The 25,893-nt window shown below is 58.6% G+C and carries 27 protein-coding genes; 8 read left to right on the top strand and 19 right to left on the bottom strand.

What is annotated here, in order from left to right; translation table 11 throughout:
• Positions 1-36 precede the first annotated feature (36 nt).
• A complete protein-coding gene (locus CWI66_RS05420; protein WP_016915574.1) occupies positions 37-1,236 on the top strand; it encodes a cation diffusion facilitator family transporter in 1,200 nt (399 codons plus the stop codon).
• On the opposite strand, the gene mgtE is transcribed toward CWI66_RS05420, so the two are convergent.
• The 19 genes from mgtE to argC all read right to left on the bottom strand — a co-directional run bounded on the left by mgtE (position 1,233) and on the right by argC (position 18,942).
• Positions 1,233-2,615 (bottom strand): magnesium transporter, encoded by a 1,383-nt coding sequence (mgtE, locus tag CWI66_RS05415; RefSeq protein ID WP_100731128.1) that lies wholly within the window; start codon positions 2,613-2,615, stop codon positions 1,233-1,235. The genes CWI66_RS05420 and mgtE overlap by 4 nt on opposite strands.
• A gap of 118 nt (positions 2,616-2,733) precedes the next feature.
• Complete coding sequence (locus CWI66_RS05410) at positions 2,734-3,162, bottom strand: F0F1 ATP synthase subunit epsilon (RefSeq protein WP_016915576.1); 429 nt, start codon at positions 3,160-3,162, stop codon at positions 2,734-2,736.
• Between the two features lie 24 nt (positions 3,163-3,186).
• Entirely contained in the window at positions 3,187-4,566 is a 1,380-nt protein-coding gene (gene atpD, locus CWI66_RS05405; protein WP_016915577.1) for a F0F1 ATP synthase subunit beta, read from the bottom strand.
• A 76-nt stretch (positions 4,567-4,642) separates the two neighbouring features.
• Positions 4,643-5,533, bottom strand: a complete 891-nt coding sequence (gene atpG, locus CWI66_RS05400) for a F0F1 ATP synthase subunit gamma (RefSeq protein ID WP_016915578.1) — start codon at positions 5,531-5,533, stop codon at positions 4,643-4,645.
• A gap of 65 nt (positions 5,534-5,598) precedes the next feature.
• Entirely contained in the window at positions 5,599-7,143 is a 1,545-nt protein-coding gene (atpA, locus tag CWI66_RS05395) for a F0F1 ATP synthase subunit alpha (RefSeq protein ID WP_100731127.1), read from the bottom strand.
• A 16-nt stretch (positions 7,144-7,159) separates the two neighbouring features.
• Positions 7,160-7,696 carry a F0F1 ATP synthase subunit delta gene (locus CWI66_RS05390; RefSeq protein ID WP_100731126.1) on the bottom strand — a complete coding sequence of 179 codons (537 nt, stop codon included), beginning with the start codon at positions 7,694-7,696 and terminating at the stop codon, positions 7,160-7,162.
• An 11-nt stretch (positions 7,697-7,707) separates the two neighbouring features.
• The gene (locus tag CWI66_RS05385) at positions 7,708-8,178 is read right to left on the bottom strand and encodes a F0F1 ATP synthase subunit B (protein ID WP_016915581.1); all 471 of its coding nucleotides are present in this window, start codon (positions 8,176-8,178) and stop codon (positions 7,708-7,710) included.
• 76 nt (positions 8,179-8,254) lie between these two features.
• Positions 8,255-8,482, bottom strand: coding sequence for a F0F1 ATP synthase subunit C (gene atpE / locus CWI66_RS05380; protein ID WP_016915582.1), 228 nt, complete (start codon positions 8,480-8,482; stop codon positions 8,255-8,257).
• A 71-nt stretch (positions 8,483-8,553) separates the two neighbouring features.
• Positions 8,554-9,381, bottom strand: coding sequence for a F0F1 ATP synthase subunit A (atpB, locus tag CWI66_RS05375; protein ID WP_016915583.1), 828 nt, complete (start codon positions 9,379-9,381; stop codon positions 8,554-8,556).
• 15 nt (positions 9,382-9,396) lie between these two features.
• A complete protein-coding gene (locus CWI66_RS05370; protein WP_100731149.1) occupies positions 9,397-9,795 on the bottom strand; it encodes an ATP synthase subunit I in 399 nt (132 codons plus the stop codon).
• A gap of 202 nt (positions 9,796-9,997) precedes the next feature.
• A complete protein-coding gene (locus tag CWI66_RS05365; RefSeq protein ID WP_100731125.1) occupies positions 9,998-10,942 on the bottom strand; it encodes a ParB/RepB/Spo0J family partition protein in 945 nt (314 codons plus the stop codon).
• Between the two features lie 66 nt (positions 10,943-11,008).
• The gene (locus tag CWI66_RS05360) at positions 11,009-11,776 is read right to left on the bottom strand and encodes a ParA family protein (protein ID WP_039179044.1); all 768 of its coding nucleotides are present in this window, start codon (positions 11,774-11,776) and stop codon (positions 11,009-11,011) included.
• Complete coding sequence (gene rsmG / locus CWI66_RS05355; RefSeq protein WP_100731124.1) at positions 11,776-12,441, bottom strand: 16S rRNA (guanine(527)-N(7))-methyltransferase RsmG; 666 nt, start codon at positions 12,439-12,441, stop codon at positions 11,776-11,778. The genes CWI66_RS05360 and rsmG overlap by 1 nt, the downstream gene beginning before the upstream one ends.
• A complete protein-coding gene (mnmG, locus tag CWI66_RS05350) occupies positions 12,438-14,342 on the bottom strand; it encodes a tRNA uridine-5-carboxymethylaminomethyl(34) synthesis enzyme MnmG (RefSeq protein ID WP_100731123.1) in 1,905 nt (634 codons plus the stop codon). The genes rsmG and mnmG overlap by 4 nt, the downstream gene beginning before the upstream one ends.
• Before the next feature lie 543 nt (positions 14,343-14,885).
• Positions 14,886-15,644, bottom strand: a complete 759-nt coding sequence (locus CWI66_RS05345) for an amino acid ABC transporter ATP-binding protein (protein WP_016915589.1) — start codon at positions 15,642-15,644, stop codon at positions 14,886-14,888.
• A 10-nt stretch (positions 15,645-15,654) separates the two neighbouring features.
• On the bottom strand, positions 15,655-16,326 hold the full coding sequence (locus CWI66_RS05340; RefSeq protein WP_016915590.1) for an amino acid ABC transporter permease: 672 nt from the start codon (positions 16,324-16,326) through the stop codon (positions 15,655-15,657).
• 98 nt (positions 16,327-16,424) lie between these two features.
• Positions 16,425-17,192: a transporter substrate-binding domain-containing protein gene (locus CWI66_RS05335; RefSeq protein WP_100731122.1), complete on the bottom strand. Its 768-nt coding sequence runs from the start codon at positions 17,190-17,192 to the stop codon at positions 16,425-16,427.
• Positions 17,193-17,341: 149 nt separating this feature from the next.
• Positions 17,342-17,695, bottom strand: a complete 354-nt coding sequence (gene erpA, locus CWI66_RS05330; RefSeq protein ID WP_026001913.1) for an iron-sulfur cluster insertion protein ErpA — start codon at positions 17,693-17,695, stop codon at positions 17,342-17,344.
• Between the two features lie 212 nt (positions 17,696-17,907).
• On the bottom strand, positions 17,908-18,942 hold the full coding sequence (gene argC, locus CWI66_RS05325) for an N-acetyl-gamma-glutamyl-phosphate reductase (RefSeq protein ID WP_100731121.1): 1,035 nt from the start codon (positions 18,940-18,942) through the stop codon (positions 17,908-17,910).
• Between the two features lie 163 nt (positions 18,943-19,105).
• Here argC and CWI66_RS05320 point away from each other — a divergent pair, with 163 nt between their 5' ends.
• From CWI66_RS05320 to hemW, 7 genes are all read left to right on the top strand, one after another.
• Positions 19,106-20,911 (top strand): chloride channel protein, encoded by a 1,806-nt coding sequence (locus CWI66_RS05320; protein WP_100731120.1) that lies wholly within the window; start codon positions 19,106-19,108, stop codon positions 20,909-20,911.
• 22 nt (positions 20,912-20,933) lie between these two features.
• Positions 20,934-21,365: a protoporphyrinogen oxidase HemJ gene (gene hemJ, locus CWI66_RS05315; RefSeq protein WP_016915595.1), complete on the top strand. Its 432-nt coding sequence runs from the start codon at positions 20,934-20,936 to the stop codon at positions 21,363-21,365.
• The gene (thiD, locus tag CWI66_RS05310; RefSeq protein ID WP_100731119.1) at positions 21,365-22,174 is read left to right on the top strand and encodes a bifunctional hydroxymethylpyrimidine kinase/phosphomethylpyrimidine kinase; all 810 of its coding nucleotides are present in this window, start codon (positions 21,365-21,367) and stop codon (positions 22,172-22,174) included. The genes hemJ and thiD overlap by 1 nt, the downstream gene beginning before the upstream one ends.
• A 37-nt stretch (positions 22,175-22,211) precedes the next feature.
• Entirely contained in the window at positions 22,212-23,492 is a 1,281-nt protein-coding gene (gene hemL / locus CWI66_RS05305; protein WP_100731118.1) for a glutamate-1-semialdehyde 2,1-aminomutase, read from the top strand.
• Between the two features lie 86 nt (positions 23,493-23,578).
• Positions 23,579-23,875, top strand: a complete 297-nt coding sequence (locus tag CWI66_RS05300; RefSeq protein WP_016915598.1) for a hypothetical protein — start codon at positions 23,579-23,581, stop codon at positions 23,873-23,875.
• Between the two features lie 236 nt (positions 23,876-24,111).
• Positions 24,112-24,720: an RdgB/HAM1 family non-canonical purine NTP pyrophosphatase gene (gene rdgB / locus CWI66_RS05295; protein WP_100731117.1), complete on the top strand. Its 609-nt coding sequence runs from the start codon at positions 24,112-24,114 to the stop codon at positions 24,718-24,720.
• A complete protein-coding gene (gene hemW, locus CWI66_RS05290; RefSeq protein WP_100731116.1) occupies positions 24,713-25,882 on the top strand; it encodes a radical SAM family heme chaperone HemW in 1,170 nt (389 codons plus the stop codon). The genes rdgB and hemW overlap by 8 nt, the downstream gene beginning before the upstream one ends.
• Positions 25,883-25,893: the final 11 nt, after the last annotated feature.

Genomic DNA, 25,893 nt, shown 5'->3' with positions numbered 1-25,893 from the left:
TTTATATAGCGTGTACGCCATCGGGTAACGCAAGCCATGAAGATAGAGCAACTGACGGCCACTCCAGACGATTCATCACACATCCATCATAGCCAGGAAGCCAAGCGCGTCACGTACATTGGTGCCTGGCTGGATGGGCTGCTGAGTGTCGTCAAGGTGGTGGTGGGGTTTCTGGTTGGCTCGGCAGCCTTGATTGCCGATGGCATTCACTCCCTGTCTGACCTTGTCACCGATGGCTTTGTTCTGGCCGCCATTCATTATGGCCGTCAGGAACCGGATAACGACCACCATTATGGCCATGGCCGTATCGAGACGCTGACCACGCTACTGCTGGGCAGTGTGCTGATCTTCGTGGCAGGCGGTATCGCCTGGTCGAGCATCGACCGTCTGTTGAGCGGTACCGAAGTAGGCGCGCCCGGCGCTTTTGCCATCGCGGTGACGGTGCTGGCCCTGATCAGCAAGGAGTGGATATTCCGCTACACCATGCGGGTCGCCAAACGGGTCAAGTCCAAGCTGCTGGAAGCCAATGCCTGGCACTCCCGCAGCGATGCCCTCTCAACGGCCGTGGTGCTGGTAGCGCTGGTGGGTGCCCAGTATGGGATGGGGTGGCTGGACGCCGTGGCCGCAATCATCGTGGGGCTGCTGGTAGGTAAGGTCGGCATCGACCTGCTGTGGGAGTCCGCCAGAGAACTGGTGGATACCGCCTTGCCCGAAGACGTGCAGCAGCAGATGCATGATGTGGCCTGCAGCGTGCCCGGCGTGGATAGCGTGCATGACCTGCGTACGCGCCAATCGGCAGGCTGGGTGATGGTGGACCTGCACGTGGTGGTGGGTCCGCGTATCACCGTTTCCGAAGCTCATGAAATCGGCAATGAGGTGAGTCGCCGCCTGCGCCACGAGTTTCCGCTACTGACCGATGTCATTTTCCACGTGGACCCGGAAGACGATGCCGGTGAGGGCGACCCGAGCCGCCTGCCCGGACTGCCCTTGCGCCCAGAAGTGGAAGCCGCTCTTGATGAGCGCTGGTACATGCACCCGGTATGGCGCACGTTGAACGATCTGCAGCTTCACTACCTGGACGACAAGGTATCGGTCACGCTGATCATCGGTGACGCAGTCCACCAGCCGCCCCAGTGCCTGGCCAGCCAGCTCAAGGCGCTGGCCAGCGACATCGAGTGGCTGGGCCACGTGGAAGTGATGTTCATCACCCGCGCGGCCAGCAGCGCCATGCGCTAGACGTTGGTCAGAATGGCGGTGGCGATGGTGAAGTAGATCAATACCCCCGAGGCATCGATCAAGGTCGTCACCAGCGGTGCCGAGGCCGTGGCCGGGTCGACCTTGAAGCGTTCCAGCACGAACGGCAGACACATGCCCATCATGCTACCGAACAGCACGATGGTGACCATGCTCAACGCGACCACCATGGCGACTTCCTCACCGCCACGCATGACCCCGATGGGCGCGACGGCCAACGCCATGGTCAGCCCCAGCGCACCGGCCACCAGCAGCTCCCTACCCAGCATCTTGCTCCAGTCCTTGACCCCTACGTCCCCGGTGGCCATACCCCGCACCATCAGCGTGGCCGCCTGGGCGCCCGCATTACCACCACTGCCAATCAACAGCGGCAGGAAGAATACCAGAGCGACCTGAGCGGCAATGGTATCTTCGAAGTACGCAATACCAGCCCCCGAAAACAGGTTGGCAAACACCAGCAGTACCAGCCAGGTCACCCGCTTGCGGTAAAGACTGGCCAAGGGCACCCGACTGACACCGTCTTCCAGTTGGCCAATCGACATCCCTTTGTGGATATCTTCGGTGGCCTCGGATTCGGCCACGTCCATGGCATCATCGTGGGTCACGATCCCCACCATGCGTCCATCCTGATCGAGCACCGGCAGCGCCAGCAGGTCATAACGCGCCACGATACGCGCCACTTCTTCCTGCTCTTCGTCTACGTGGGTGCTGATGACATCCTTGATCATGATGTCATCGACGATGGCACCCGGACGGGCGACCATCAGCTGCCGTAGAGACATGGTTCCGACCAACTCACCTTCCTTGTCGAGGATGTAGAGCTGGTAGACCGTTTCCGCATCCGGCGCTGTCTGTCGCACCCGCATCATCGCCTGTGACACCGTCATGCCACTGGCTATCGCCACATAGTCAGAGGTCATGATGGCGCCGGCCGTGCCTTCTTCGTAGCTTGCCAGACGCTTGAGATCTTCCCGCTCCTGGTGCGCCATGCGACGCAGCAACGCTTCGCGGCGGTCTTCATCGAGCAGGTTGAACAGATCCACCCGCTCGTCCGACCCCATCTCCTCAAGCAGCTTGAGCACTTGGGTGTCGCTCAGCTCACCGACGACTTCGAGCTGACTCTCGCCTGGCAGATAGCCCAGCACGTTGGCGGCTCGCTCGGTGGAGAGTATGTCCAGCACCGTCAGAGCCGCACGTAGCTCTTCATCCTCTTCGATCAGCTCTTCCAGCACTTCGCCAATATCGGCCGAGCGAATTTCAGCGAGGCGTTCTGCCAATTGCGCCTTGCTGGGCTCTTCCTTGACCAGCTCATCGAGCAGTTCGGTTTTCAATTCCTGTAAGGCTTCTTCGTTCAGCGCCATCGCTCTCTCCTGATGCCATTCAAATCCGGGACGACTGACCACCATACTAACAGACAAAAAAAACGCCCCTTAAACCCTGGTCGGGTTTAAGGGGCGTTTGGGTACACAGTGCGTGTAACTAGCCTTTTCCCGCCTTCTTGCGCAGCTGCTGGATCGTTCGCAACTGAGCAACGGCTTCGGCAAGTTCAGCAGCAGCACGGGTATAATCCAGCTCTGCTGACTTGTCGTTAAAGGCTTTCAGCGCCTGCTGACGCGCTTCCTCGGCGGCGGCCTCGTCGAGGTCACCGGCACGAGCAGCAGCATCTGCCAGGATCGTCACGACATCTGGCTGGACTTCCATGAAGCCGCCAGAGACAAAGAAGTTTTCTTCCTTGCCGCCATCGTGGATCACGCGGATCGGGCCCGGCTGAAGCTCGGTCAGCAGCGGGGCGTGCCCCGGCAAGATGCCAAGGTCACCCATGATCCCGGAAGCCACCACCTGCTCGACCTTGCCTGAGAAGATGGATGCTTCTGCGCTGACGATATTGCAAGTGAAGCTATTCGCCATAGCGAATCCCCCTAATGGACGGGATTACTTCTTCATCTGGTTGGCTTTGTCGACAGCTTCGTCGATGGAGCCGACCATGTAGAAGGCCTGTTCCGGCAGATCGTCATACTCGCCAGCCAGAATGCCCTGGAAGCCACGGATGGTGTCTTTCAGAGAAACATACTTGCCGGGTGAGCCTGTGAATACCTCAGCCACGAAGAACGGCTGAGACAGGAAGCGCTGGATCTTACGCGCACGAGATACGGCCAGCTTGTCTTCGTCAGACAGCTCGTCCATACCCAGGATCGCGATGATGTCCTTCAGCTCCTTGTAACGCTGCAGAACGTTCTGCACGCCACGCGCCACTTCGTAGTGCTCTTCACCAACGACCAGCGGGTCCAGCTGACGTGACGTGGAGTCCAGCGGATCAATGGCGGGGTAGATACCCAGCTCAGCGATGGAACGCGCCAGTACCACGGTAGCGTCAAGGTGGGAGAAGGTGGTCGCCGGAGACGGGTCAGTCAAGTCATCCGCAGGAACGTAAACGGCCTGCACCGACGTGATAGAGCCTGTCTTGGTGGAAGTGATACGCTCCTGAAGAACGCCCATCTCTTCCGCCAGCGTCGGCTGGTAACCTACCGCTGAAGGCATACGGCCCAGCAGTGCAGATACTTCGGTACCGGCCAGGGTGTAACGATAGATGTTGTCGACGAACAGCAGAACGTCACGGCCTTCATCACGGAATTTCTCAGCGATGGTCAGGCCGGTCAGCGCTACGCGCAGGCGGTTGCCGGGCGGCTCGTTCATCTGACCATAGACCAGCGCTACCTTGTCGATAACGTTGGATTCGGTCATTTCATGATAGAAGTCGTTACCCTCACGAGTACGCTCACCCACACCGGCGAATACGGAGTAGCCGCTGTGTTCGGTGGCGATGTTGCGGATAAGCTCCATCATGTTGACGGTTTTACCGACACCCGCGCCGCCGAACAGACCAACCTTACCGCCTTTCGCGAAGGGGCATACCAGGTCGATGACCTTGATACCGGTCTCGAGCAGCTCGTTGGAAGCTGCCTGGTCGGCATAGCTGGGGGCTTTACGGTGGATCGGCATGCGCTCTTGCTCGCCAATCGGGCCCGCTTCATCGATCGGCTCACCGAGCACGTTCATGATGCGGCCCAGCGTTTCCTTACCCACCGGTACGGAAATCGCGGCACCTGTGTTGACCACGTCCAGGCCACGCTTCAGACCCTCGGTGGAGCCCATGGCAATGGCGCGTACTACGCCGTCGCCCAGCTGCTGCTGGACTTCGAGGATGGTCTCAACATTGGAGACCTTCAGCGCGTCGTAGACCTTGGGCACAGAGTCCCGCGGAAACTCTACGTCAATCACCGCGCCGATGATTTGTACGATACGTCCGCTCATCTTGGTTCCTCTCAAAAACCTGCAAATGAAACCTGTCTGCCGGGAATGACCTGTCAGTCAGACCACTCCCTCGGCGTTAAACGGCAGAAGCGCCGCCGACGATCTCGGAAATTTCCTGGGTGATGGCGGCCTGACGGGCCTTGTTGTAAACCATCTCCAGATCGTCAATCAGGTTGCCCGCGTTATCAGTGGCACTCTTCATAGCGATCATACGGGCGGCCTGTTCGCACGCACCGTTTTCGACTACCGCCTGATACACCTGCGATTCGATGAATCTAACCAACAGGCTGTCCAGCAACGCCTTGGCATCCGGTTCATACAGGTAGTCCCAGCTTCCGGGACGGGCGTTTTCTTCGTCATGCTTCTCTTCGCTGCCCATGTCAGGGGACAGCGGAAGGATCTGATGCACGACCGGGCGCTGCGTCATGGTGTTCACGAACTCGTTGTACACCACGTACAGGCGATCCAGCCGACCTTCATCGTACGCTTCCAGCATGACCTTCACACTACCGATCAGACCCTCGACGGTCGGTGCTTCACCTAATCCGCTCTTGGCAGCAACCAGGTTGCCACCATAATTGCGGAAGAAGGCACCGGCCTTGGAGCCAAGGGCACAGAAGTCCAGCTCAGCGCCTTGCTGTTTCCAGGCCATCGCATCTTTCAGAACGGCCTTGAACAGGTTGACGTTCAAGCCGCCACACAGGCCGCGGTCTGTCGACACCACGATATAACCCACGCGGTTGACAGGGCGCTCGACCATGTAGCGGTGCTTGTCTTCCTGCTCTACGTCTGCATCCGCAATATGGGCTACCACATTACGGATCTGCTTGGCGTAGGGCTGACTGGACTTCATCAGATCTTGCGCTTTACGCATTTTCGATGCAGCCACCATTTCCATGGCGCTGGTGATCTTCTGCGTATTTTTGATGCTCCCGATCTGGGTGCGTATCTCTTTTGCAGCTGCCATAGCGATCTACCCTTCGTTCGTGGCTCTCAGAAAGCATGCAAGCCCGCCCGCAGGCGGGCCAGACATTACCAGCTCTGAGTCGCCTTGAACTTCTCGAGACCCGACTTCAAACCGTCCTGAATCTCGCCGTTGTAGTCGCCGGTCTGGTTGATCTTGTCGAGCAGCTCGCCGTGCTCGGACTTCATGTAGTCGTGCAGAGCACGTTCGAAGCCCAGCACCTTCTCGACGCTCACATCGTCCAGGTAACCTTCGTTGGCAGCGTACAGAGACAGGGCCATTTCCGCCACGGACATCGGCGAGTACTGCTTCTGCTTCATCAGCTCGGTAACACGCTGTCCGTGCTCGAGCTGCTTACGCGTGGCTTCATCCAGGTCAGAGGCAAACTGCGAGAACGCCGCCAGTTCGCGGTACTGAGCCAGCGCCAGACGCACACCACCACCCAACTTCTTGATGATCTTGGTCTGTGCGGCACCACCAACACGAGAAACCGACAGACCTGCGTTGATCGCCGGACGAATACCGGAGTTGAACAGGTTGGTTTCCAGGAAGATCTGCCCATCGGTGATGGAGATGACGTTGGTCGGAACGAAGGCCGATACGTCACCGCCCTGGGTTTCGATGATCGGCAGCGCGGTCAAGGAACCGGTCTTGCCTTTCACTTCGCCGTTGGTGAACTTCTCGACGTAGTCAGCGTTGACGCGCGCGGCGCGCTCCAGCAGACGCGAGTGGAGATAGAACACGTCACCCGGGTAAGCTTCGCGGCCCGGCGGACGACGCAGCAGCAGCGATACCTGACGGTAGGCAACGGCCTGCTTGGAGAGATCGTCATACACGATCAGCGCGTCTTCGCCACGGTCACGGAAGTACTCGCCCATGGTGCAGCCAGAGTAGGCCGCCAGGAACTGCATGGGTGCCGGGTCGGCAGCGCCAGCCGCCACCACGATGGTGTGTTCCATCGCGCCGTGCTCTTCGAGCTTGCGCACCACGTTGGCAATGGTCGACTGCTTCTGACCGATGGCCACGTAGACACAGGTCACGCCCTTGCCTTTCTGGTTGATGATCGCATCGATGGCAATGGCGGATTTACCGATCTGACGGTCGCCGATGATCAGCTCACGCTGACCACGACCGATCGGCACCATGGCGTCGATGGACTTCAGACCCGTCTGGATGGGCTCGTCAACGGACTGACGGGTGATAACGCCAGGCGCTACCTTTTCTACCGCGTCGGTCAGCTTGGCATTGATGTCGCCCTTGCCGTCGATGGGGTTACCCAGCGCGTCGACAACGCGACCGACCAGCTCGGGGCCTACCGGAACTTCAAGAATACGACCGGTACACTGAGCGGTCATGCCTTCTTCAAGCTGCAGGTAGTCACCCAGGACAACGGCACCCACGGAGTCACGCTCCAGGTTGAGTACCATGCCGAAGATGCTGTTGGGGAATTCAATCATTTCACCGAACATCGCGTCTTCGAGGCCGTGAATTTTCACGATACCGTCGGAAACGCTGACGATGGTGCCCTGATTACGGGCTTCGGATGCGACGTCAAGCTTCTCAATTCGCTGCTTGATGATGTCGCTGATCTCGGAAGGATTCAGTTGCTGCATGCCATGTCCCTCAGACTCAAGCGGTCAGCGCTTCGGAAAGACGGTTCAATCGACCACGCACCGAACCGTCAATGACGGTATCACCGGCACGCAGGATGACACCGCCAATGAGCGACTTGTCGACCTGAGTAGTAATGGAGATTTCGCGATTCAGACGTTTCTTGAGCGCGTTTGCCAGCTTGGTCTGCTGCTTGCTATCCAGCTTGTAGGCTGAAACCACAGTGACGTCGATACGCTTTTCATGTTCTGCGCGAAGGTGTTCAAACTGTTCAGCGATTGCACTCAACGCCATCAACCGACGCTGGTCGGCCAGGGTGGTGAGAAACCGCTGGAAAGCGTCATCGGCACCGTCGCCCAGCATGTCAGCCAGCAACGCCACTTTCTGTTCGCTACTCAGTTTGGGACTACCTAACAGGTTGGCGACCTGATGATCCTTGACAACGAGACCTGCCATTGTCAGTGACTGAGACCAGGTATCCAGTGCCTGATGATCGCGCGCGTATTCAAACGCCGCTTTGGCGTAAGGACGAGCGACGGTCGTTTGTTCCGCCATGGATCACCTCCTTACAGTTCAGCGGCAAGCTTATCAAGCAAGTCGCGGTGCGCTTTCTCGTCAACAGAGGCTTCAAGAACACGCTCGGCGCCTATGATCGCAAGGTGAGAAACCTGCGCACGCAACTCGTCTTTCGCGCGATTGATTTCTTGCTCAATTTCAGCCCGAGCACTGGCCACCAGACGCTCGCCTTCGGCACGTGCTTGTTCACGTGCTTCTTCGATCATCTGCGCAGAGCGCTTGTTCGCTTGCTCGAGGATTTGAGATGCCTGCTCCTTGCTTTCACGCAGTGTCTGCTCGGCACGCTCTTGAGCGAGCTCAAGGTCACGCGTTGCACGGCTGGCTGCGTCCAAGCCATCAGCAATCTTTTTCTGACGCTCGTGAAGCGCGTTGCTGATCGGAGGCCACACATACTTTATGCAAAACCAGACAAAGATCGCGAAGGCGATCGTTTGCCCGATAAGCGTCATGTTGATATTCACAGGGATGTACCTCTGACAAATTCGTGGCGACCGGAGTGAAACAAAACCGAGCGGTTGCCCGCTCGGTCAAGCTGCATTAACCGGCAACAACGAAGATCAGGTACATCGCGATACCAACACCGATCATCGGTACGGCGTCAAGCAGACCGGCCATGATGAAGGTACGAGTTTGCAGCTGGTCGCTCAGCTCAGGCTGACGAGCGGTGTTGTCCAGCAGCTTGCCACCCAGCATGGCGAAACCAAAGCCAGTGGTCAGGGCGCTAACACTGATGATGATGGCGGCAGCAATGTAGACGATTTCCATGATGAAGCTCCTGATAGTGCGTTAATTTCAAGGGTTTAGGTTAAGGGTTTAATGCAAAGCGTTGCTCGGGTTTAGTGATGCTCGTGCGCGGCGCTCAAGTAAACGATAGACAGCGTCGTAAAGATGAAGGCCTGCAGCGAAACCACCAGAATATGGAAGATGGCCCACGGCACATCCAGCATCCAGATCGCCCAAAACGGTAGCAGGGCAATCAGGATAAAGATAACTTCACCGGCAAACATGGCGCCGAACAGACGGAAACCAAGGCTGATCGGTTTGACCAGCAGGCCGACGATTTCGAGGATCAGGTTGAACGGTGCCAGCAGCCAGGTATTGAACGGCGTCAGCGCCAGCTCCTTGCCGAACCCAGCAACACCTTTCACCTTGCAGCTGTAGTAGATGATCATCAGGAAGACGCCGATGGCCATACCCAGCGTGGCGTTGATGTCGGTGGTGGGAACGATTTTCATGTAGCCCACGCCCAGCTTGCCGAACAGCTCCGGGAAGTAGTCCAGCGGGATCAGCTTGAGGCTGTTCATCAGCAGAATCCACATGAACAGCGTCAAGGCGATCGGGCCGATGTTCTTGTTGTTGCCGTGGAAGGTAGAGCGAGTCAGGTTATCGATGAACTCGATGACCATTTCAACGGCATTCTGCAGACCGCCCGGAACACCGGTGGTCGCTGCCTTGCCCGCTTTATGGAACAGCCACAGGAACAGAGCACCCATGCCGATGGACCAACCCATCGTGTCCAGGTGAATGGCCCAAAAACCCATTTCGGTTGCTTCGGCAGAGGTGGACGCAAGCGACCAACCATTTTCCGGGTGCTTTCCGAACGTCAGGTTCTGGAGGTGGTGCTGTATGTAATAGATGGCCGATATTTCGTTATCCGCTGCCATACTGCTTCCTCAAGTTTAAGGGGTTGACCGCTCACGCACGAGCCAGGGGGCTAGCCAGTGCATCAGTTGGGCCACCACATAGGCGACAAAGAAAAAAGCTGGGTTTGAAGGGGGCGCTATCGTCAGCACTATGGCGAATAACGCCACCGTCAAACCAAACTTGCCTGCTGCAGCCTGGTACAAGTTGAGCACATTACGCTGTGGTTGGCGGTTACGCTGCTGCCTTTGACCACGCCACACAAAATAGATGGTCGGTAGAAGGCTAATCAGCCCCCCCGACAAGGCAGACCCTGCTGCCTCGATGCCGACCATGACGCTTGCCAACATGGCCACCAGCAAGATCACCACCAGCTGAGCAAGAAACAGCCGCCGAAAATCCAATAGACGCCGACGGACAGGCGCTGCACTTTTCACTTTGACCACGACTCCGTGCAGGCTGGGCTGCTGCTCAATGGGGTAACGAGTACGCCCGTTCGTCCAAGCAAGCTTTCGACAAACACGGCGGATTATAGGGAAGCGCTATCACACCTTCAACCGAAGTTGCACGGATTTCGCACGTTTTGGCGTTTACTTGCGACCAAAGGGTTAAAAAAAGGCCGCTTATTTCATTAGCCTGCTACTTTATATGGGCAAGAATGCCATCCAGCTCTTCAAGGCTTGTATAACGTATGGTGACTTTTCCTTTGCCCTTTTGACCGTGGTCGATGGAGACAGGCGCGCCCAGTAGCTCGCCCAGGTGCGTTTCGAGGCGCGCCACATCGGCGGTCTTGGCCACTTTTTTGGCCGATGCTACCGGTGACTGCTGAGTGTCGTGCACCTTCTTGACCAGCGCCTCGGTGTCTCTCACCGTCAGGTCCTTGTTGACCACTTCATGGGCCACCTGGCGTTGCTGGGCGCTGTTCAACGACAGTAGGGCACGAGCATGCCCCATATCCAGATCGCCACGCTCCAGCAGGGTCTGCACTTCCGGGTCCAGGGCCAACAAACGCAGCAGGTTGGCCACCTGCGTGCGGGATTTGCCCACGGCATCGGCCACCTGCTGCTGGGTAAGCTCGAACTCTTCTGCCAGGCGTTTTAACGCCAGCGCTTCTTCGATGGCATTGAGGTTTTCACGCTGAATGTTCTCGATCAGCGCCAGCGCCAGCGCTACGTCGTCGCTGACATGGCGAATGACCGCCGGAATGACATCCAGCTCGGCCAGTTGGGCAGCGCGCCAGCGCCGTTCACCGGCAATGATTTCATAGCGGTCCGGGTCAATCGGGCGAACGACGATCGGCTGCATGACCCCCTGGGCGCGAATGGAGTCGGCAAGCTCCTCCAGTGCCTCGGGCTGAATGTCGCGGCGAGGCTGGTACTTGCCCCGCGTCAGTTGCCCCAGCGGCAGCCGCTCCAGGCGTTCGGCATGGACATCGTCCTGCGTTGCCTCGGCGGCGGAGCCTTCTGGCAGCAGCGCCTCTGTGCCTTGCGAGGCGCTGCTGGTCAGGTCCAAACTGTCACGACGACGGGCGCCCGCACCAATCAGGGCATCCAGGCCACGTCCTAGCGCGCGTTTACGCGTCATTCGCTTTCCCTCGTTGAACGTTACGTACTTCGAACCTTACAGCGACAGCCGCCGTAACGACAGGCGTTACAGTGACAACCGTCGAATCATCTCTTTGGCCAGCACGCGGTAGGCCTGGCTGCCCCGCGAAAAACGGGCGTACTGGGTCACGGGAAGGCCATGGCTTGGCGCTTCTGCCACTTTCACGTTGCGCGGAATGGTGGTTTTCAGCAGCGCATCGCCGAAAAAGTCGCGCAGCTGCTTGTCTACTTCCCGTGTGAGGCTGGTGCGCTTGTCGTACATGGTGCGCAGGATACCGGAGACGGCAAGCTCGGGGTTCACGCTCTGCTTGATCTGTTCCACGGTATCCAGCAGCGCCGAGAGTCCTTCCAGAGCGTAAAATTCACACTGCAGCGGGATCAGTACGCCATGGGCTGCAGTAAGCGCATTCACCGTGAGCATGTTCAGCGACGGCGGGCAGTCGATCAGCACCACATCGTATTCGTCGGCCACGCTGGCCAGCGCCTGAGAAAGGCGACTCTGCCGCTGCTCGGCGTCCAGCAGCTCGACTTCCGCCGCCGTCAAATCGCCATTGCCCGGCAAGACATCGTAACGAACCGACAAACCGCGCACGATAGCGTCGCTGGCCGAGGTTTCCCCCAAGAGCACGTCCAGCACGCTCTTTTCCAGATCGTACTTGTCGATCCCACTGCCCATGCTGGCATGTCCCTGGGGGTCGAGGTCGACCAACAGTACGCGCCGGTCCAGGGCGGCCAGGCTGGCGGCCAGATTGACGGCTGAAGTGGTCTTGCCCACGCCGCCTTTTTGGTTGGTCAGGGCAATGATCTGGCTCACTACTCAACTCCTTTTGGGGTCAGGATCAACAGCTGCCGCTCGGCCGTCTCGAAGGGTATATTCAACAGGTGCCGAGCGTTCAGTTCAACACCTGCTGGCAGGTCGCGCAGCTCGTCATCGGCACCGGGGCCCTTCATGGCCAGCCACTGGCCGTCGGCGGTCGGTAGCGGGCGCGTCAAGGTCACGAAGTCCACCAGGCTGGCGAAGGCCCGCGAGATCACCTGATCGAAGTGCTGGCCCGCAAACTGCTCGACCCTTGCCTGAGTAGGCGTCACGTTGCTCAGCGCCAGCTCCATGACGGCCTGCCGTTGGAAGCGAACCTTCTTGCCGTTGCTGTCCAGCAGCGTCACCTGAAGTTCGGGCTTCAAAATCGCCAGCACCAGTCCAGGCAAGCCTGGCCCGGCGCCTACGTCCAGAAGTCGGGGCCCCCGTATGAAGGGCGCCACCGCCGCACTGTCCAGCACGTGGCGAGACACCATTTCATCGACGTCGCGTACGGCGGTGAGGTTATAAGCCCGGTTCCACTTGTGCAATAGCGCCAGCAGCCCCAGCAGCTGCTCACGCTGGGCGGGCGTAATGGCGATATCCAGTTGGGACAGCCCTTGCTCCAGTCTGGGGGCCACACTAGCGGGCAGGCTTTCAATCAGCGGCGGCAAGAAACTCATCCGTTGGCGACCTCGGTATGGCTGATCAGGCGGCGCTTTTTCAGGTGAATCAGCAGTATCGAGACGGCAGCAGGCGTCACTCCAGAGATACGGGCAGCCTGGGCAAGGGTTTCCGGCCGCGCGGCGCTGAGCTTCTGGCGAATCTCGTGGGAGAGCCCCTCCACGTTGTGATAATCCAGCTCAGCGGGGAGCGCTGTGGCTTCGTGGCGCTTGAGCTTGTCGATTTCGTCCTGCTGACGATCGATGTACCCCTGATACTTGGCCTGAATCTGCACCTGTTCGGCGACAGCTTCATCCTCCACGCCGCCGCTTTCCATGCCCGGCAGGTCGGCAATATCGGCGTAGGTCAGTTCAGGGCGCTTCAGCAAATCGCTCAGGCAGTACTCCCGCGACAGCGGCTTGCCGGTTTTCTCGGCGATGCTGGCGGCAGCCGGGCTGTTGGGATGTACCCAGGCGCTGGACAAGCGCGTGACTTCACGCTCGATGGCATCACGTTTCTGGCTGAAAGCCGCCCAGCGGGTGTCATCGACCAACCCCAGCTGGCGGCCCTGCTCGGTCAGGCGGAGGTCGGCATTGTCTTCACGCAGCAACAGCCGATACTCGGCGCGCGACGTGAACATGCGATAGGGTTCCTTGGTGCCCATGGTGATCAGGTCATCCACCAGAACGCCTAGATACGCCTCGTCACGACGTGGGTACCACGCCTCCAGCTGCTTGGCTCGCCGTGCCGCGTTAAGCCCCGCCAGCAACCCTTGAGCACCCGCTTCTTCGTAGCCAGTGGTGCCGTTGATCTGCCCGGCAAAAAACAGGTTGTGGATAAATTTGGTTTCCAGCGAGTGCTTCAAATCCCGCGGGTCGAAGAAGTCATACTCGATGGCATAACCCGGGCGCGTGATATGGGCATTTTCCAGCCCTTTGATAGAGCGCACGACCTGCAGCTGCACATCGAAGGGCAGTGAGGTGGAGATCCCGTTGGGGTAGAGCTCGTGGGTATCCAGACCTTCCGGTTCGATGAACACCTGATGGCTCGATTTGTCGGCGAAGCGATGCACCTTGTCTTCGATCGACGGGCAGTAGCGGGGGCCGATGCCCTCAATTACCCCAGAGTACATGGGGGAACGATCGAGGTTGTTCAGGATGATCTCGTGGGTGCGCTCGTTGGTGTGCGCAATATGGCAGCTCACCTGCTGAGGATGCATGCCTCGATGCCCCAGATAGGACATGACCGGCGTAGGCGTGTCGCCTGGCTGCTCTTCCAGCTGTGAAAAGTCGACGGATTTGGCATCGATACGCGGAGGGGTACCGGTCTTCAACCTGTCGACGTGAAAAGGCAGTGCCCGCAGTCGCTCGGCCAGCGCATTGGAAGGCGGGTCGCCTGCGCGGCCACCACGGCTTTGGTCCAACCCGATGTGGATAACCCCGCCAAGGAACGTGCCCGTGCTCAGCACCACCGACTCGGCATGAAAACGAATGCCTGTCTCGGTCACTACACCACGTACGGTGTCGTTATCCACAATGAGGTCGCCAGCCGCCTGCTGGAAAATCGTCAGGTTCGGCTGGTTTTCCAGCATGCCGCGAATGGCGGCCTTGTAGCGGATCCTGTCTGCCTGGGCGCGGGTTGCGCGGACGGCAGGCCCCTTACGTGCGTTGAGTACTCGAAACTGGATGCCGCCCAAATCCGTGGCTAGCCCCATGGCACCACCCAACGCATCGATCTCCTTGACCAGATGGCTCTTGCCGATCCCACCAATGGCGGGATTGCAGGACATTTGGCCCAGCGTCTCGATGTTGTGGGTCAGCAATAGGGTTTGACAGCCCATGCGAGCAGAGGCCAATGCGGCTTCGGTTCCCGCATGGCCACCGCCGATGACAATCACGTCAAAGCGGTCGGGGTAGTTCAAGAGACACCTCGTCTTGTGCCCAAGGCACGGATGATGTGGTCAGCGGATCACCGCTGTTGGAATAAGCCCGCCAGTATAAACCTCCTGTGGGTAACCGTCAGGTTTTTCCACACCCTTGCTATCAGCGAGTTTATAGATTAATAACAAAATAAAAATATATAAGAGAAGTTCTGTAAATGTAGTTACTAATGGTGTGGACAAAATCTGTTGATAAATGATTTTTTACCATATAGATCATGCATTTGTATTGTTGACCAAGCAGTGACGAACCAGCGGAGTGCCTGCGTAGAAGCGGTGACGGAGCTGTGGATGAAAAGCTTACTTACCCACAGGCCAGGTTAACGACGGCTTATCCACCGCTGGCTACCGTGCTTGTTACCGCACCTGTGAACAAGTGATCTGATGACCACCATGTGCGTTGAAAGATGCCCATGGCGCGGGTGTTAGCCCGATAGTGGCAGCCGAGGAAAAAAATATTATCCACAGGCAAAAAAAAGGCCTGTCGCAAGGACAGGCCGGTCGCGGAGGTACTCTGATGGGCTGCTAGTGCTTCAATACGCGCGCCAAGAAGGACTGGGTGCGTTCATGCTGAGGTGCATCGAACAGCTGTTCCGGTGGCCCTTGCTCGGTGATCTCCCCTTTGTGAATGAAGATGACGCGGTCGGCTACTTCCCGCGCAAAGCCCATTTCATGGGTCACGATGACCATGGTCATGCCTTCCTTGGCCAGCTCACGCATGGCGTCCAGCACTTCACCGATCATCTCCGGGTCTAGCGCCGAGGTGGGCTCGTCGAAGAGCATGAGCCGGGGTTCCATGGCCAGCGCGCGGGCCAGGGCGACCCGCTGCTGCTGCCCTCCAGAGAGCTGGCTGGGGTACTTCTGTGCCTGATCGGCAATGCCGACGCGTTCCAACAGCCGCTGAGCCGTCTCTTCGGCATCCTTACGGCTCCAGCCACGCACTTTCATGGGGGCCAGGGTAATGTTGTCGATGACGCTCAGATGGGGGAAGAGGTTGAACTGCTGGAACACCATGCCGACTTCGGTGCGGATGGTTTGCAGGGCCTTGCTGCTTTTGCCATCGGGCAGCAGCGTATTGCCATCGACATCGAGGCTGCCGGACTGAAACTCTTCCAGCCCGTTGATGCAGCGGATCAGCGTGGATTTGCCAGAGCCGCTGGCGCCGATCACGACGACGACTTCCCCAGGGACGATTTCCAGATCGATGTTCTTGAGCACATGCAGGCTGCCAAAGTGCTTGTTGAGCTTCTGCATTTGCACAATGGGCGATGAGGTCGAAGTCATTGTGCGCTCCTTATTGGCCAACGACGCCGCGCCGTTCCAACTGGCGCAGGATGATAGAGAGGGTCCAGGTAATGGCCAGGTACATCAGGGCGACCATGAAATAGACTTCCAGCGCCGTGAAGGTGGTGGCAATGTAGATCTGTCCTTGGCGCACCAGCTCACCCACCCCGATGACGGAAAACAGCGAGGTGTCCTTGATGCTGATGATGCCCTGGTTGCCCAGCGGAGGGATCATGCGGCGGAAGGCTTGAGGCCAGATGACGTAACGAAACGACTGCGCTCGGGAGAGCCCCAGCGACAGCGATGCTTCGCGTTGCCCGCGTTCGATCGACTGCACGCCTCCGCGTACGATTTCGGAGATATAGGCCCCTGAATTGACGGCAATGGCGGCAATGCCGGCCACCAGCGCATTGATGGGGCCACCCAGTAGTTGGGGCAGGCCGTAGAAAATGAACAGCACCTGCACCAGGATGGGCGTACCGCGAAAGACTTCGACATACAGGATGGCTGGCCAGCGCAGCCAGCGCGTGCGGCTGATGCGCAGCAGGCCAAAGAAGATGCCGATGAAAAAGCCAATGGCCAGGCCGCCGAAAGAGATCAGCAGTGTCCACGGAATACCGGGTAACAAGTAGGGAATCGAGCGGAAAGCGGCCGCCCAGTCGAATTGAAAAGTGACTTCCACGTGACGTCTCCAGAACAGCACCACACAATGATTCAGGGCCGGGGGCTAGGCCGCCCGGCCCTGTAAACGCGAGATAACGCACTTACCTCAGACAGTGCTTACTCTTCGTCGGAGGACTCACCAAACCACTTCTGGTAAATCTCGTCGTAGGTGCCGTCTTCACGCATGGCCGCGAGTGCTTCATTGGCGGGTTCTACCCACTGGCTACCCTTGTGGAAAACGATGCCGTACTGCTGGCCTTCGTACAGGGGGCCGACGACTTTGGTGCGACCTTCCCCGCGTGTTTGCGAGAAGTAGGCAACGTTGGGGGCATCGTAGAACGCGGCATCGACGTTACGCCCCAGCAGGGCCATGTACATGTCGCTATTACCTGGATAGGGAGTGATATCGGCGTCGTCGCCCAGCTGCTCTTGCAGGAAGTCGTAGCTGGTGGAGCCGATGCGCGTGGCGATGGAGAGCCCGGCCAGGTCTTCGATGGACTCTACGTCATCGTTGTCGGCACGCACGATGATCTGCAGGCCCGAGTCGTAGTAGGGGTCAGAGAAGTCGACGATCTGCGCACGCTCTTCGGTGATGGTCACACCGGCAATGGCAATTTCCTGGCTGCCGGTCTGGACGGCCGGAATGATGCCCGCGAACTCCATGGTGGTGAGATTGACGTCGAAGCCAGCCCGTTCGGCGATTTCGTTGATGATGTCCATGTCGAAGCCGATCATTTCACCGGTTTCGGGGTCGAGCATCTCGAAGGGCACAAAGCTTGGGTCAGTCACCACATTGACCGTGGGTGTGTCAGCAAACGCAGTGGTACTGCCCAAGCCCAGTGCAACGGCAGTGGCGATAGCGGAGGTGGTAAAAAAGTGTTTCATTAGTTTCCCCGAGTTTTATGTGGTTTCCGTCACCGTTTATAGCGTGTTTCTTCTTATAAACCGGTCGATGAACCGTTATTGACCTTTTTACCTTGGCGAGAAACCGCCAAGGCGTCAAGTCATGGGGAAGTCGTTGCGACCAACGCTGGTCATACCATGAACGAGGCACCACAGCCGCAGGTGGTGGTGGCATTGGGGTTTTGCACGCGAAAACGCGCCCCTGCCAGGCCCTCTTCGTAGTCCACGGTAGAGCCGACCAGGTATTGGTAGGAGAGCGGGTCTACCACCAGCGTGGCATCTCCAAATTCGATCAGGGTGTCGTCCTCTGCCACGTTGTCGGCAAAGTCAAAACCATACTGAAAGCCGGAACAGCCACCACCGGTGACATAGACACGCAGCTTGAGGGCTGGATTGTGCTCTTCGGCCATGAGTGCCTTGATGCGCTGGCGCGCACTGTCGGACAGCATTAAAGGGGTTGGAACAAAAGCTTCTGCACCGCTCATGGGTACCTCCCGCGAGCTTTAGGAACGAATAGATGGCATGGGGGGATTATGGGTAATTCCCAGCAAAATGGTCAACTATTGCGTTGGTATATCAAGCAGAGGGCAACTCGCCGAGGAGGCGCTGTGAATCCTTCCATGGAAGCTACATTTGCCTTCCTTGGCAAATGACCTCCTCTCTGAGCTGCCCTCTGCATGCTGGTTTTGTGAGGTGTTTAAGGCATCAGAGCGGGGGCGTTGAGGCCCATCTGCTCATCGAAGCCAAACATCAGGTTCAGGTTCTGGATGGCCTGGCCGGAGGCGCCCTTGACCAGGTTGTCGATGACGGAAAGTACCACCACCGTATTGCCGTTGCCCGGACGATGCACGGCGATGCGGCAGGTATTGTTGCCTTTTACGCTGCGGGTTTCCGGGTGGCTGCCGGCGGGCATGACGTCCACGAACGGCTCATTGGCAAAGCGTTTTTCGAACAGCGCCTGCAAGTCGCCTGGCTCGGTGCTGAGGGTGCTGTAGAGCGTGGCGTGGATGCCGCGGATCATGGGCGTCAGGTGGGGGACGAAGGTCAATCCCACGGTGTCTGGCTGCATGTCGCCCAGGCCCTGACGGATTTCCGGCAGATGGCGATGGCCGCCTGCACCGTAGGCTTTCATGGACTCGCTGGCTTCGGCCAGCAGCGAGGCGACCTTGGCACCACGCCCAGCGCCAGTGACCCCGGACTTGCAGTCGGCAATCAGCTGATTCGGGTCGATCAGGCCCGCTTCCAGCAGCGGCAGGTAACCCAGTTGAACCGCCGTGGGGTAGCAGCCGGGTACCGCGATCAGACGCGCGGACTTGATCTTTTCACGATGCATTTCCGGCAAACCGTAGACCGCCTCCTTCAACAGTTCAGGGGCGCCGTGGGGCTGGTCGTACCAGCGGCTCCACTCGTCGGCATCGCGCAGGCGAAAGTCGGCCGACAGGTCGATGACGCGGGTTCCGTTGGCCAATAGCTCGCCTGCCAGCGCATGGGCCACGCCATGAGGGGTGGCAAAAAAGACGGCGTCCATGGCCCCCAGGGCCTTGGCATCGGGCTCACTGAAGGTCAGGGTATCGTAGTGGCCTCGCAGGTTGGGGTACATGTCACAGACCTTGACGCCTGCTTCCGAGCGCGACGTTATCGCTTGAACATTTACCTCGGGGTGCTGGGCCAGCAGCCTCAGAAGTTCAACACCGGTGTAGCCAGTGCCGCCTACAATGCCAACGTTTATCACAGATCACTCCTTGCGCCTTCTGCACAGTCCTGGCAGCGGTAATTAGCAGCCTGGCAAGTTTTGCGAGGCTGTTGATGTGTCTCCAGCTATGATACACAAGAGAGCAGGCGCAGAAGAGCACTGCGTGTCGTAGACCTACTCTACCCACCCAAGGACGAGCGTTGTGGCAGGTTTTTCTCGGTCAGATTTCACCTTAGAGGGTTTTCGTCGCCAGCTGGCCAATGTGGATGCCTTGCCGCAACTGTGTGTGCTGGGGCTGGTGTCCGGTGTCATGACCGGGGCCGTCATGGTGGGGTTCAGGCTGCTGCTGGAGGCTGGCGCTGCGCTGTACATGCCAGACGGTAACCCGGAAGGCTTCGAAGCGCTGCCCCCGTGGGTCAGAGCGCTGCTGCCCCTGCTGGCCGTGAGCGTCATCGGCGTGCTGCTGTATCGGCAGAAGGCCACCGCACGCAAGCTGGGCGTCGGCCATGTCATCGAGCGCCTGACCTATCATCAGGGGCGTTTTCCACTGCGTAACTGGCTCAACCAGTGGTGGGTCGGGGTGGTATCGGTGTTGGGCGGTCTCTCTGCTGGCCGTGAAGGACCGGCGATTCATCTGGGGGCGGCGGCTTCCAGTGGCCTGGGGATGCGGCTGCGACTGCCTCACAACAGCCTGCGTGTGCTGGTGGCCTGTGGAACGGCGGCAGGTATTTCTGCCTCTTTCAATACGCCCATCGCGGGGGTCATCTTTGCCATGGAAGTGGTCATGATGGAGTACACCCTGATGAGCTTCATGCCGGTGATCCTGGCGTCTACCATGGGTGCGCTGGTGGCTCAGCTGGCGTATGGCAACGAGCCAGCCTTCCGCATCCCTGAAGTAGCGCTTGGCTCGCTGATGAACTTGCCCTGGATAGTGGTGACAGGGCTGGTGATTGGTTTGATGGCTGGCGTATTCATTCATCTGGCACGCCATGCGTTCCTGCAAGGGCTGCCGTTATGGCTGAGGCTGGGCAGCGTTGGAGTGGCCACGGGAGCACTGGCGTGGTGGTTTCCTGAAATACAGGGCATTGGCTACGATAGCCTGGCCGCGGCGCTGAATAACCAACTGACCGTTAGCGTATTGCTGGCGCTGATGATCGGCAAACTGCTGATCACGGCCCTGACCGTGGCGGGCGGGGTGCCGATCGGTATCATCGGCCCCGTGCTGGTGTCGGGCGCAGCCATCGGCGCACTGGCAGGCATGCTGGGTGGCTGGCTATGGCCCGACAAGGCGGCAGATCCCGGGATTTATGCCATGCTGGGGATGGCCGCCATGATGGGCGCCGTGCTGCAGGCTCCGCTGGCGGCCTTGATGGCACTGCTGGAGTTGACCCACACCCCCCACATGATGTTGCCTGGCATGCTGGCGGTGGTGGTGGCTTGCCTGACCTCGCGACAGTTGACGGGCTGTGAAGGGTTTTTCGTCAGTTCGGTGCGGTATGGCATGCACCCCTTGCAGCAGCCGTTGATGCAGGCACTTTCCAGAGTATCGGTGCCGGCGGTCATGGAGCGCTCTCTGGTGCGTACCGAGCGCATGATCACCCTCGAGCAGGCCCGCCAGCGGCTGGAGACCAACCCTACCTGGCTGGTGATCGAACGATCCAGCGACGACAAGCCGGTATTGGGCTTGAAAGCGGCAGAGCTGGCCCGTTGGTTGCTGGAGCATGACGAAGCCTTGAAAGAGGGAGCCGCGCAAGAGGAGGAGTTGATCGACCTGCTGGAGATTCCCGGGCAGCGGCTTGAAATGGCCCCCATCGGTTTGCAGGCCACCCTATCGGAAGCCTTCCTCAAGCTGCAGGACAATACGCTGGATGCGCTCTACGTGATTCATGGCTACCGGCCAAAGCAGCAGAGAATTTCAGGTATCATTACCCGCGGCGCCATCGAGCGCTATTACCACTATACCGATACACGTCATTCTGACCCCCGTGACCCCACTGTTTCACAATGAGCGCATTTATTAAGGAGAGACCATGTACGAGTGGATAAAGGCCATTCACCTGATGGCCGTTGTGACCTGGTTTGCTGCACTGTTCTATCTGCCACGGCTATACGTGTACCACGCGATGGCGCGCGACAAGGGGGATGTCCAGGCCATCGACTACTTCAAGACCATGGAGCGCAAGCTTTATCGCGGCATCATGACGCCCTCCATGATCGTCGTGCTGCTGTTTGGCGGCTGGCTGCTTTACCTGGTACCTGCCTGGTTCACTCAGGGCTGGATGCACGTGAAGCTGACGCTGGTGGTATTGCTGGTGGCCTATCACCACGTATGTCTGATCTATTTGAAGCAGTTGGCCCAGGATCGCTGCACCAAGAGCCACGTGTTCTTCCGCTGGTTCAATGAGGCCCCTGTCGTGGCCCTGATCGCCATCATTCTTCTGGCGGTAGTGAAACCCTTTTGATGCGCCAACCACTTCCTCCCGTTGTACTGGTATTGGCAGGCCATGACCCTACCGGCGGCGCTGGACTGGTCGCCGATAGCGAAGCCATCGCCGCGTGTGGTGGCTGGGCGGTGACCATTCCCACCGCCCTGACCGTGCAGAACTGCCATAATGTCACCACGGTATTGCCAGCCGATGCAGCTGCCATGCGGCAAATGGCAGAAGCGCTGGTCGACATGCAGATTGCCGCCATCAAGCTAGGCTTGCTGGCGGACGAAGCAACCTTGCGTGCGGCCGAGCAGATCGTGCGGCGTTTTCCGGGTGTACCAGTGGTGGCAGACCCCGTCTTGAAAGCGGGCGGCGGCACTGAGTTATCCACACCCCGTTTGCAGAAGCTTTATAGTGACCGTCTGCTTCCCCTTGTGGATATCCTGACGCCCAACCGCCATGAACTGATCGCGCTCACGCCTGAGATCGACGCACCGTTCGATGATACGGCCCGAGCCGTGTCATTGTTATCGCGCGGGTGCCAGGCGGTACTGGTCACCGCCACGGATGAGCCTCTGCCCGGCAGCGGGCAGCAGGTGGTCAACACACTGCATTCGCCCGATACCACTCGCCAGTGGCAGTGGCCCAGGCTGCCGGAAGTGTTTCACGGGTCCGGATGTACGCTGGCTTCCGCCCTGGCCGCTCGTTTAGCGGTAGGTGAGCGCTTACCTACGGCTTGCGAACAGGCACAGCACTTTACCTGGGAGAGTTTGTCACACGGCTATCAGCCGCCCAGCGGGCAGTGTTTGCCTCAACGTCTATCACGCCCTGCACGCTTTTGATTTTTATTGTCCGTCAGCTATTGCTATAGAGGATGCCATGACCACATCTGCAGAATTATTTGATCTGGCCAGTCGCCATATTCCCGGTGGCGTGAACTCGCCGGTGCGCGCCTTCAAAGGCTTGCATCGTCCCCCGGTGTTCATGGAGCGCGCCCAGGGGGCCTACCTGTTCGACGTCGAGGGCAATCGTTACATCGACTATATCGGTTCCTGGGGGCCGATGATTACCGGTCATGCCGACCAGGACGTGCTCGCCGCCGTACGGGCCCGGCTGGATAATGGGCTCTCCTTTGGCACGCCTACGGCAGTAGAGACCACCATGGCGGACCTGATCTGCGAGATGATTCCGTCCATGGAGATGGTCCGCATGACCAGTTCCGGTACCGAGGCGACCATGTCGGCCATCCGGCTGGCGCGGGGCACCACGGGAAGAGACAAGATCGTCAAGTTCGAAGGCAACTACCATGGCCACTCTGATTCGTTGCTGGTCAAGGCGGGCTCTGGCGCGCTGACCCACGGTGAGCCCAGCTCGCCCGGTGTGCCTGCCGCGCTTGCCGAGCACACCATCACGCTCTCTTATAATGACCCGGAAGGCGTGGAAGCGTGCTTTGCCGAGATCGGCGAGCAGATTGCCTGCATCATCGTCGAGCCGGTGGCGGGCAACATGAACTGTATCCCACCCCAGCCTGGTTTCCTGGAAACCCTGCGCCGTGTGTGCGACCAGTACGGTAGCCTGCTGATTTTTGACGAGGTGATGACCGGTTTTCGTGTGGCCCTGGGCGGGGCCCAGGCCTATTACGGCATCACGCCTGACCTCACCTGTTTGGGCAAGATCGTGGGCGGGGGCATGCCGGTCGGGGCGTTCGGCGGCAAGCGTGACATCATGCAGAACATCTCGCCGCTTGGCCCGGTGTACCAGGCAGGCACTTTGTCGGGTAACCCGCTGGCCATGGCGGCAGGTGTCGCGCTGCTGACCAAGCTGCAGGTGCCGGGTTTCCATGATGCTCTTACCCAGCGTGTGCAAACCCTGTGTAACGGCCTGCAAGAGCGTGCCAACGCGGCGCGAGTACCGATGATGACCCAATCTGCAGGCGGCATGTTCGGCGTGTTCTTCACCTCGCAGTCCCGTGTGGATAACTTTGCCCAAGCCACGGCGTGTAATCCCGATGCCTTCCGCCGCTTCTTTGGTGCGATGCTCGACCATGGCGTCTATCTTGCACCGTCTGCCTACGAAGCGGGCTTCATGTCCAGCGCCCACACGCCCGAAGATATTCAGCTCACGCTGGATGCGGCCGAAAAAGCCTTTGCCGTTATGTAACGATAAGTAACTATCGAGCCAAGCGCCTGCTACACTACAAGAGCCGCTCTCGTCGAGCGGCTCTTGTGGTTACCGAGGTAGCTAACATGAAACGATCATCGGCTTGGCACGCTTCACGTCTATACGGCACGCTATTCACCGCCGAGTGGCGCATTACCCAGGACGGCGACACCGTCGAACACCCTGAAACCCGTGGCACGGTTCCAGCAGAATTTACCTTCGAAGGCGATACGTTGGAAGGCACCGTCAAGGGCAGCAACCGTTCCCGCTCCTCGACCCAAGGCAAGGGCGGTACGCTGACGATGTACACCAAGCCTTGGGTCTTTTGCTGGGACATGGGGAAAGCCTCATTCAAAGGAGAGCGTCAGCAGGTGACCTTATGATTGTTGTCTATAAGATGCTTTTCGAAAAGAATTGTTACTAAAGCAGTGAGTAAAGTAATTTGAATATTTTTATGCTGTTTTGATATTTATGAATAAGTATTTGATTTTTATATATAAAATAGCCAGTTTTATGGTCATTGCGTTGTGATGATTAAAATTCTGATAGTTACATTTCGTGTGCTTTAGCTGCGTTTCCGATAAGCGTAAACTGAGGCTCCCTGTTTGGAGGTTTCGATATGTCGACGGGTACGACGCTTGTCCTGGCCAGTGGAAACGCAGGAAAACTTAAAGAGTTCAATCAGTTGCTTGCCCCGCTTGGGCTCGATGTAAGAGCACAGGCAGAGTTTGGCGTGCAAGACGTGGAAGAAACCGGACTGACCTTCGTTGAGAATGCGCTGTTAAAAGCCCGTGAAGCCAGCCGAGTCAGCGGGTTACCTGCCCTGGCAGACGATTCGGGGCTGGAGGTGGATGCACTGCAAGGAGCCCCGGGTATCTATTCGGCGCGCTATGCAGGTGAGCCCAAGAGTGACGAACGCAACAATCAGAAACTACTGGCGGCGCTTGCCGACTGTGCGGAAGGCCAGCGCAGTGGCCGCTACTGGTGTGTGTTGGTCTATTTGCGCCACGCTGAAGATCCCGTCCCCGTCATCGTACAGCGCAGCTGGGAAGGCGAAATTCTGGCGCATCCCCGCGGGGATGGTGGGTTTGGTTACGATCCGCTGTTCTGGTTACCGGATCAAGGCATGAGCGTGGCAGAGCTTGCGGCAGAGTCCAAGAACCGACTGAGTCATCGAGGGCGCGCGTTGCATGACCTCGTGGATATCCTGAAGGTGGCGCATGGCTGAGGCACTGCCGCCCCTGTCGCTGTACATCCACACCCCTTGGTGTGTCCGCAAGTGCCCTTATTGCGATTTCAACTCTCACGAGCCGGGTGCCCAGACACTCCCTGAAGAGGCGTACCTGGCTGCGCTATTGGCTGATCTGGAGCATGATCTTCCTTTGGCCGCCGAACGCCCGCTGCAAACGATCTTCATTGGTGGCGGCACTCCGAGTCTGCTGTCGCCGGACTTCTACCAGCGGCTGTTTCAGGGCATTCAGCAGCGTTTGGCGTTTGCACCATCGATCGAGATCACCCTGGAAGCCAACCCAGGCACGACAGAGCAGCAGCGTTTCGTCGGTTACCGTGAGGCGGGTATCAACCGGCTATCACTGGGCGTGCAAAGTTTCAGGCCCGCTCAACTGCAAGCGCTTGGGCGTATCCACAGCGGGCAAGAGGCATTGACGGCCGTGGGGCAGGCCAGGTCGGCGGGCTTCGAGAATATCAACATTGACTTGATGCATGGGCTTCCCCAGCAAACGCCCGAACAGGCCATGGAAGACATCGACCAGGCCTTGGCACTGTCGCCAGAGCATCTCTCCTGGTACCAGCTGACCCTGGAACCCAATACGGCTTTTTTTTCACACCCACCTCCGTTACCGGAAGAGGAAGCGCTGTGGGACATTCAGGAGGCGGGGCATGAGCGCCTTGAACAGGCAGGGCTACAGCGTTATGAAATATCGGCCTATGCGCGCCCCGACTTACAAAGCCAGCACAACCTGAATTATTGGCGTTTTGGCGATTATCTGGGCATTGGGGCGGGTGCCCACGGCAAACTGACGCATATCGATAGGAATGGCCAATGGCAGATCGAACGCCGTTGGAAAACCCGCCAACCTCAGTCTTATTTGAGGCGTCTCAACGATCCACGTGGTTTTGTGGCAGGCCAGCAGTTGATCGATGCTGATGAGCTGCCGCTGGAATTTGCCATGAATGCGCTGCGGTTGACGGAAGGAGTAAGCCTGCAGGCGTGGCAAGCGCATACGGGGCAGCCTGTGGAACGGTTACTCGACCGTTTACAAAGTGCTCACAAAAAAGGACTTTTGGTGGAAATGCCTGAAAAGCTGCGTGCTTCTCCTCAAGGTCTATTATTCTTGAACGAATTGCTGGCACTGATCAGCGATGAGTGAACAGTGATCAC

It is taken from the genome of Halomonas sp. 141 (assembly GCF_002810305.1).
Taxonomy (GTDB): domain Bacteria; phylum Pseudomonadota; class Gammaproteobacteria; order Pseudomonadales; family Halomonadaceae; genus Vreelandella; species Vreelandella stevensii.
Note: the sequence above shows the minus strand (reverse complement) of the source record. Positions and strands in the feature narration are given on the sequence as shown.

Bases quoted from the DNA above. Each gene is read 5' to 3' on its own strand.
- CWI66_RS05420 (WP_016915574.1), top strand. From the start codon at position 37: ATGAAGATAGAGCAACTGACGGCCACTCCAGACGATTCATCACACATC.
- mgtE (WP_100731128.1), bottom strand. From the start codon at position 2,615: ATGGCGCTGAACGAAGAAGCCTTACAGGAATTGAAAACCGAACTGCTC.
- CWI66_RS05410 (WP_016915576.1), bottom strand. From the start codon at position 3,162: ATGGCGAATAGCTTCACTTGCAATATCGTCAGCGCAGAAGCATCCATC.
- atpD (WP_016915577.1), bottom strand. From the start codon at position 4,566: ATGAGCGGACGTATCGTACAAATCATCGGCGCGGTGATTGACGTAGAG.
- atpG (WP_016915578.1), bottom strand. From the start codon at position 5,533: ATGGCAGCTGCAAAAGAGATACGCACCCAGATCGGGAGCATCAAAAAT.
- atpA (WP_100731127.1), bottom strand. From the start codon at position 7,143: ATGCAGCAACTGAATCCTTCCGAGATCAGCGACATCATCAAGCAGCGA.
- CWI66_RS05390 (WP_100731126.1), bottom strand. From the start codon at position 7,696: ATGGCGGAACAAACGACCGTCGCTCGTCCTTACGCCAAAGCGGCGTTT.
- atpE (WP_016915582.1), bottom strand. From the start codon at position 8,482: ATGGAAATCGTCTACATTGCTGCCGCCATCATCATCAGTGTTAGCGCC.
- atpB (WP_016915583.1), bottom strand. From the start codon at position 9,381: ATGGCAGCGGATAACGAAATATCGGCCATCTATTACATACAGCACCAC.
- CWI66_RS05365 (WP_100731125.1), bottom strand. From the start codon at position 10,942: ATGACGCGTAAACGCGCGCTAGGACGTGGCCTGGATGCCCTGATTGGT.
- rsmG (WP_100731124.1), bottom strand. From the start codon at position 12,441: ATGAGTTTCTTGCCGCCGCTGATTGAAAGCCTGCCCGCTAGTGTGGCC.
- CWI66_RS05345 (WP_016915589.1), bottom strand. From the start codon at position 15,644: ATGACTTCGACCTCATCGCCCATTGTGCAAATGCAGAAGCTCAACAAG.
- CWI66_RS05335 (WP_100731122.1), bottom strand. From the start codon at position 17,192: ATGAAACACTTTTTTACCACCTCCGCTATCGCCACTGCCGTTGCACTG.
- erpA (WP_026001913.1), bottom strand. From the start codon at position 17,695: ATGAGCGGTGCAGAAGCTTTTGTTCCAACCCCTTTAATGCTGTCCGAC.
- hemJ (WP_016915595.1), top strand. From the start codon at position 20,934: ATGTACGAGTGGATAAAGGCCATTCACCTGATGGCCGTTGTGACCTGG.
- thiD (WP_100731119.1), top strand. From the start codon at position 21,365: ATGCGCCAACCACTTCCTCCCGTTGTACTGGTATTGGCAGGCCATGAC.
- hemL (WP_100731118.1), top strand. From the start codon at position 22,212: ATGACCACATCTGCAGAATTATTTGATCTGGCCAGTCGCCATATTCCC.
- CWI66_RS05300 (WP_016915598.1), top strand. From the start codon at position 23,579: ATGAAACGATCATCGGCTTGGCACGCTTCACGTCTATACGGCACGCTA.
- rdgB (WP_100731117.1), top strand. From the start codon at position 24,112: ATGTCGACGGGTACGACGCTTGTCCTGGCCAGTGGAAACGCAGGAAAA.
- hemW (WP_100731116.1), top strand. From the start codon at position 24,713: ATGGCTGAGGCACTGCCGCCCCTGTCGCTGTACATCCACACCCCTTGG.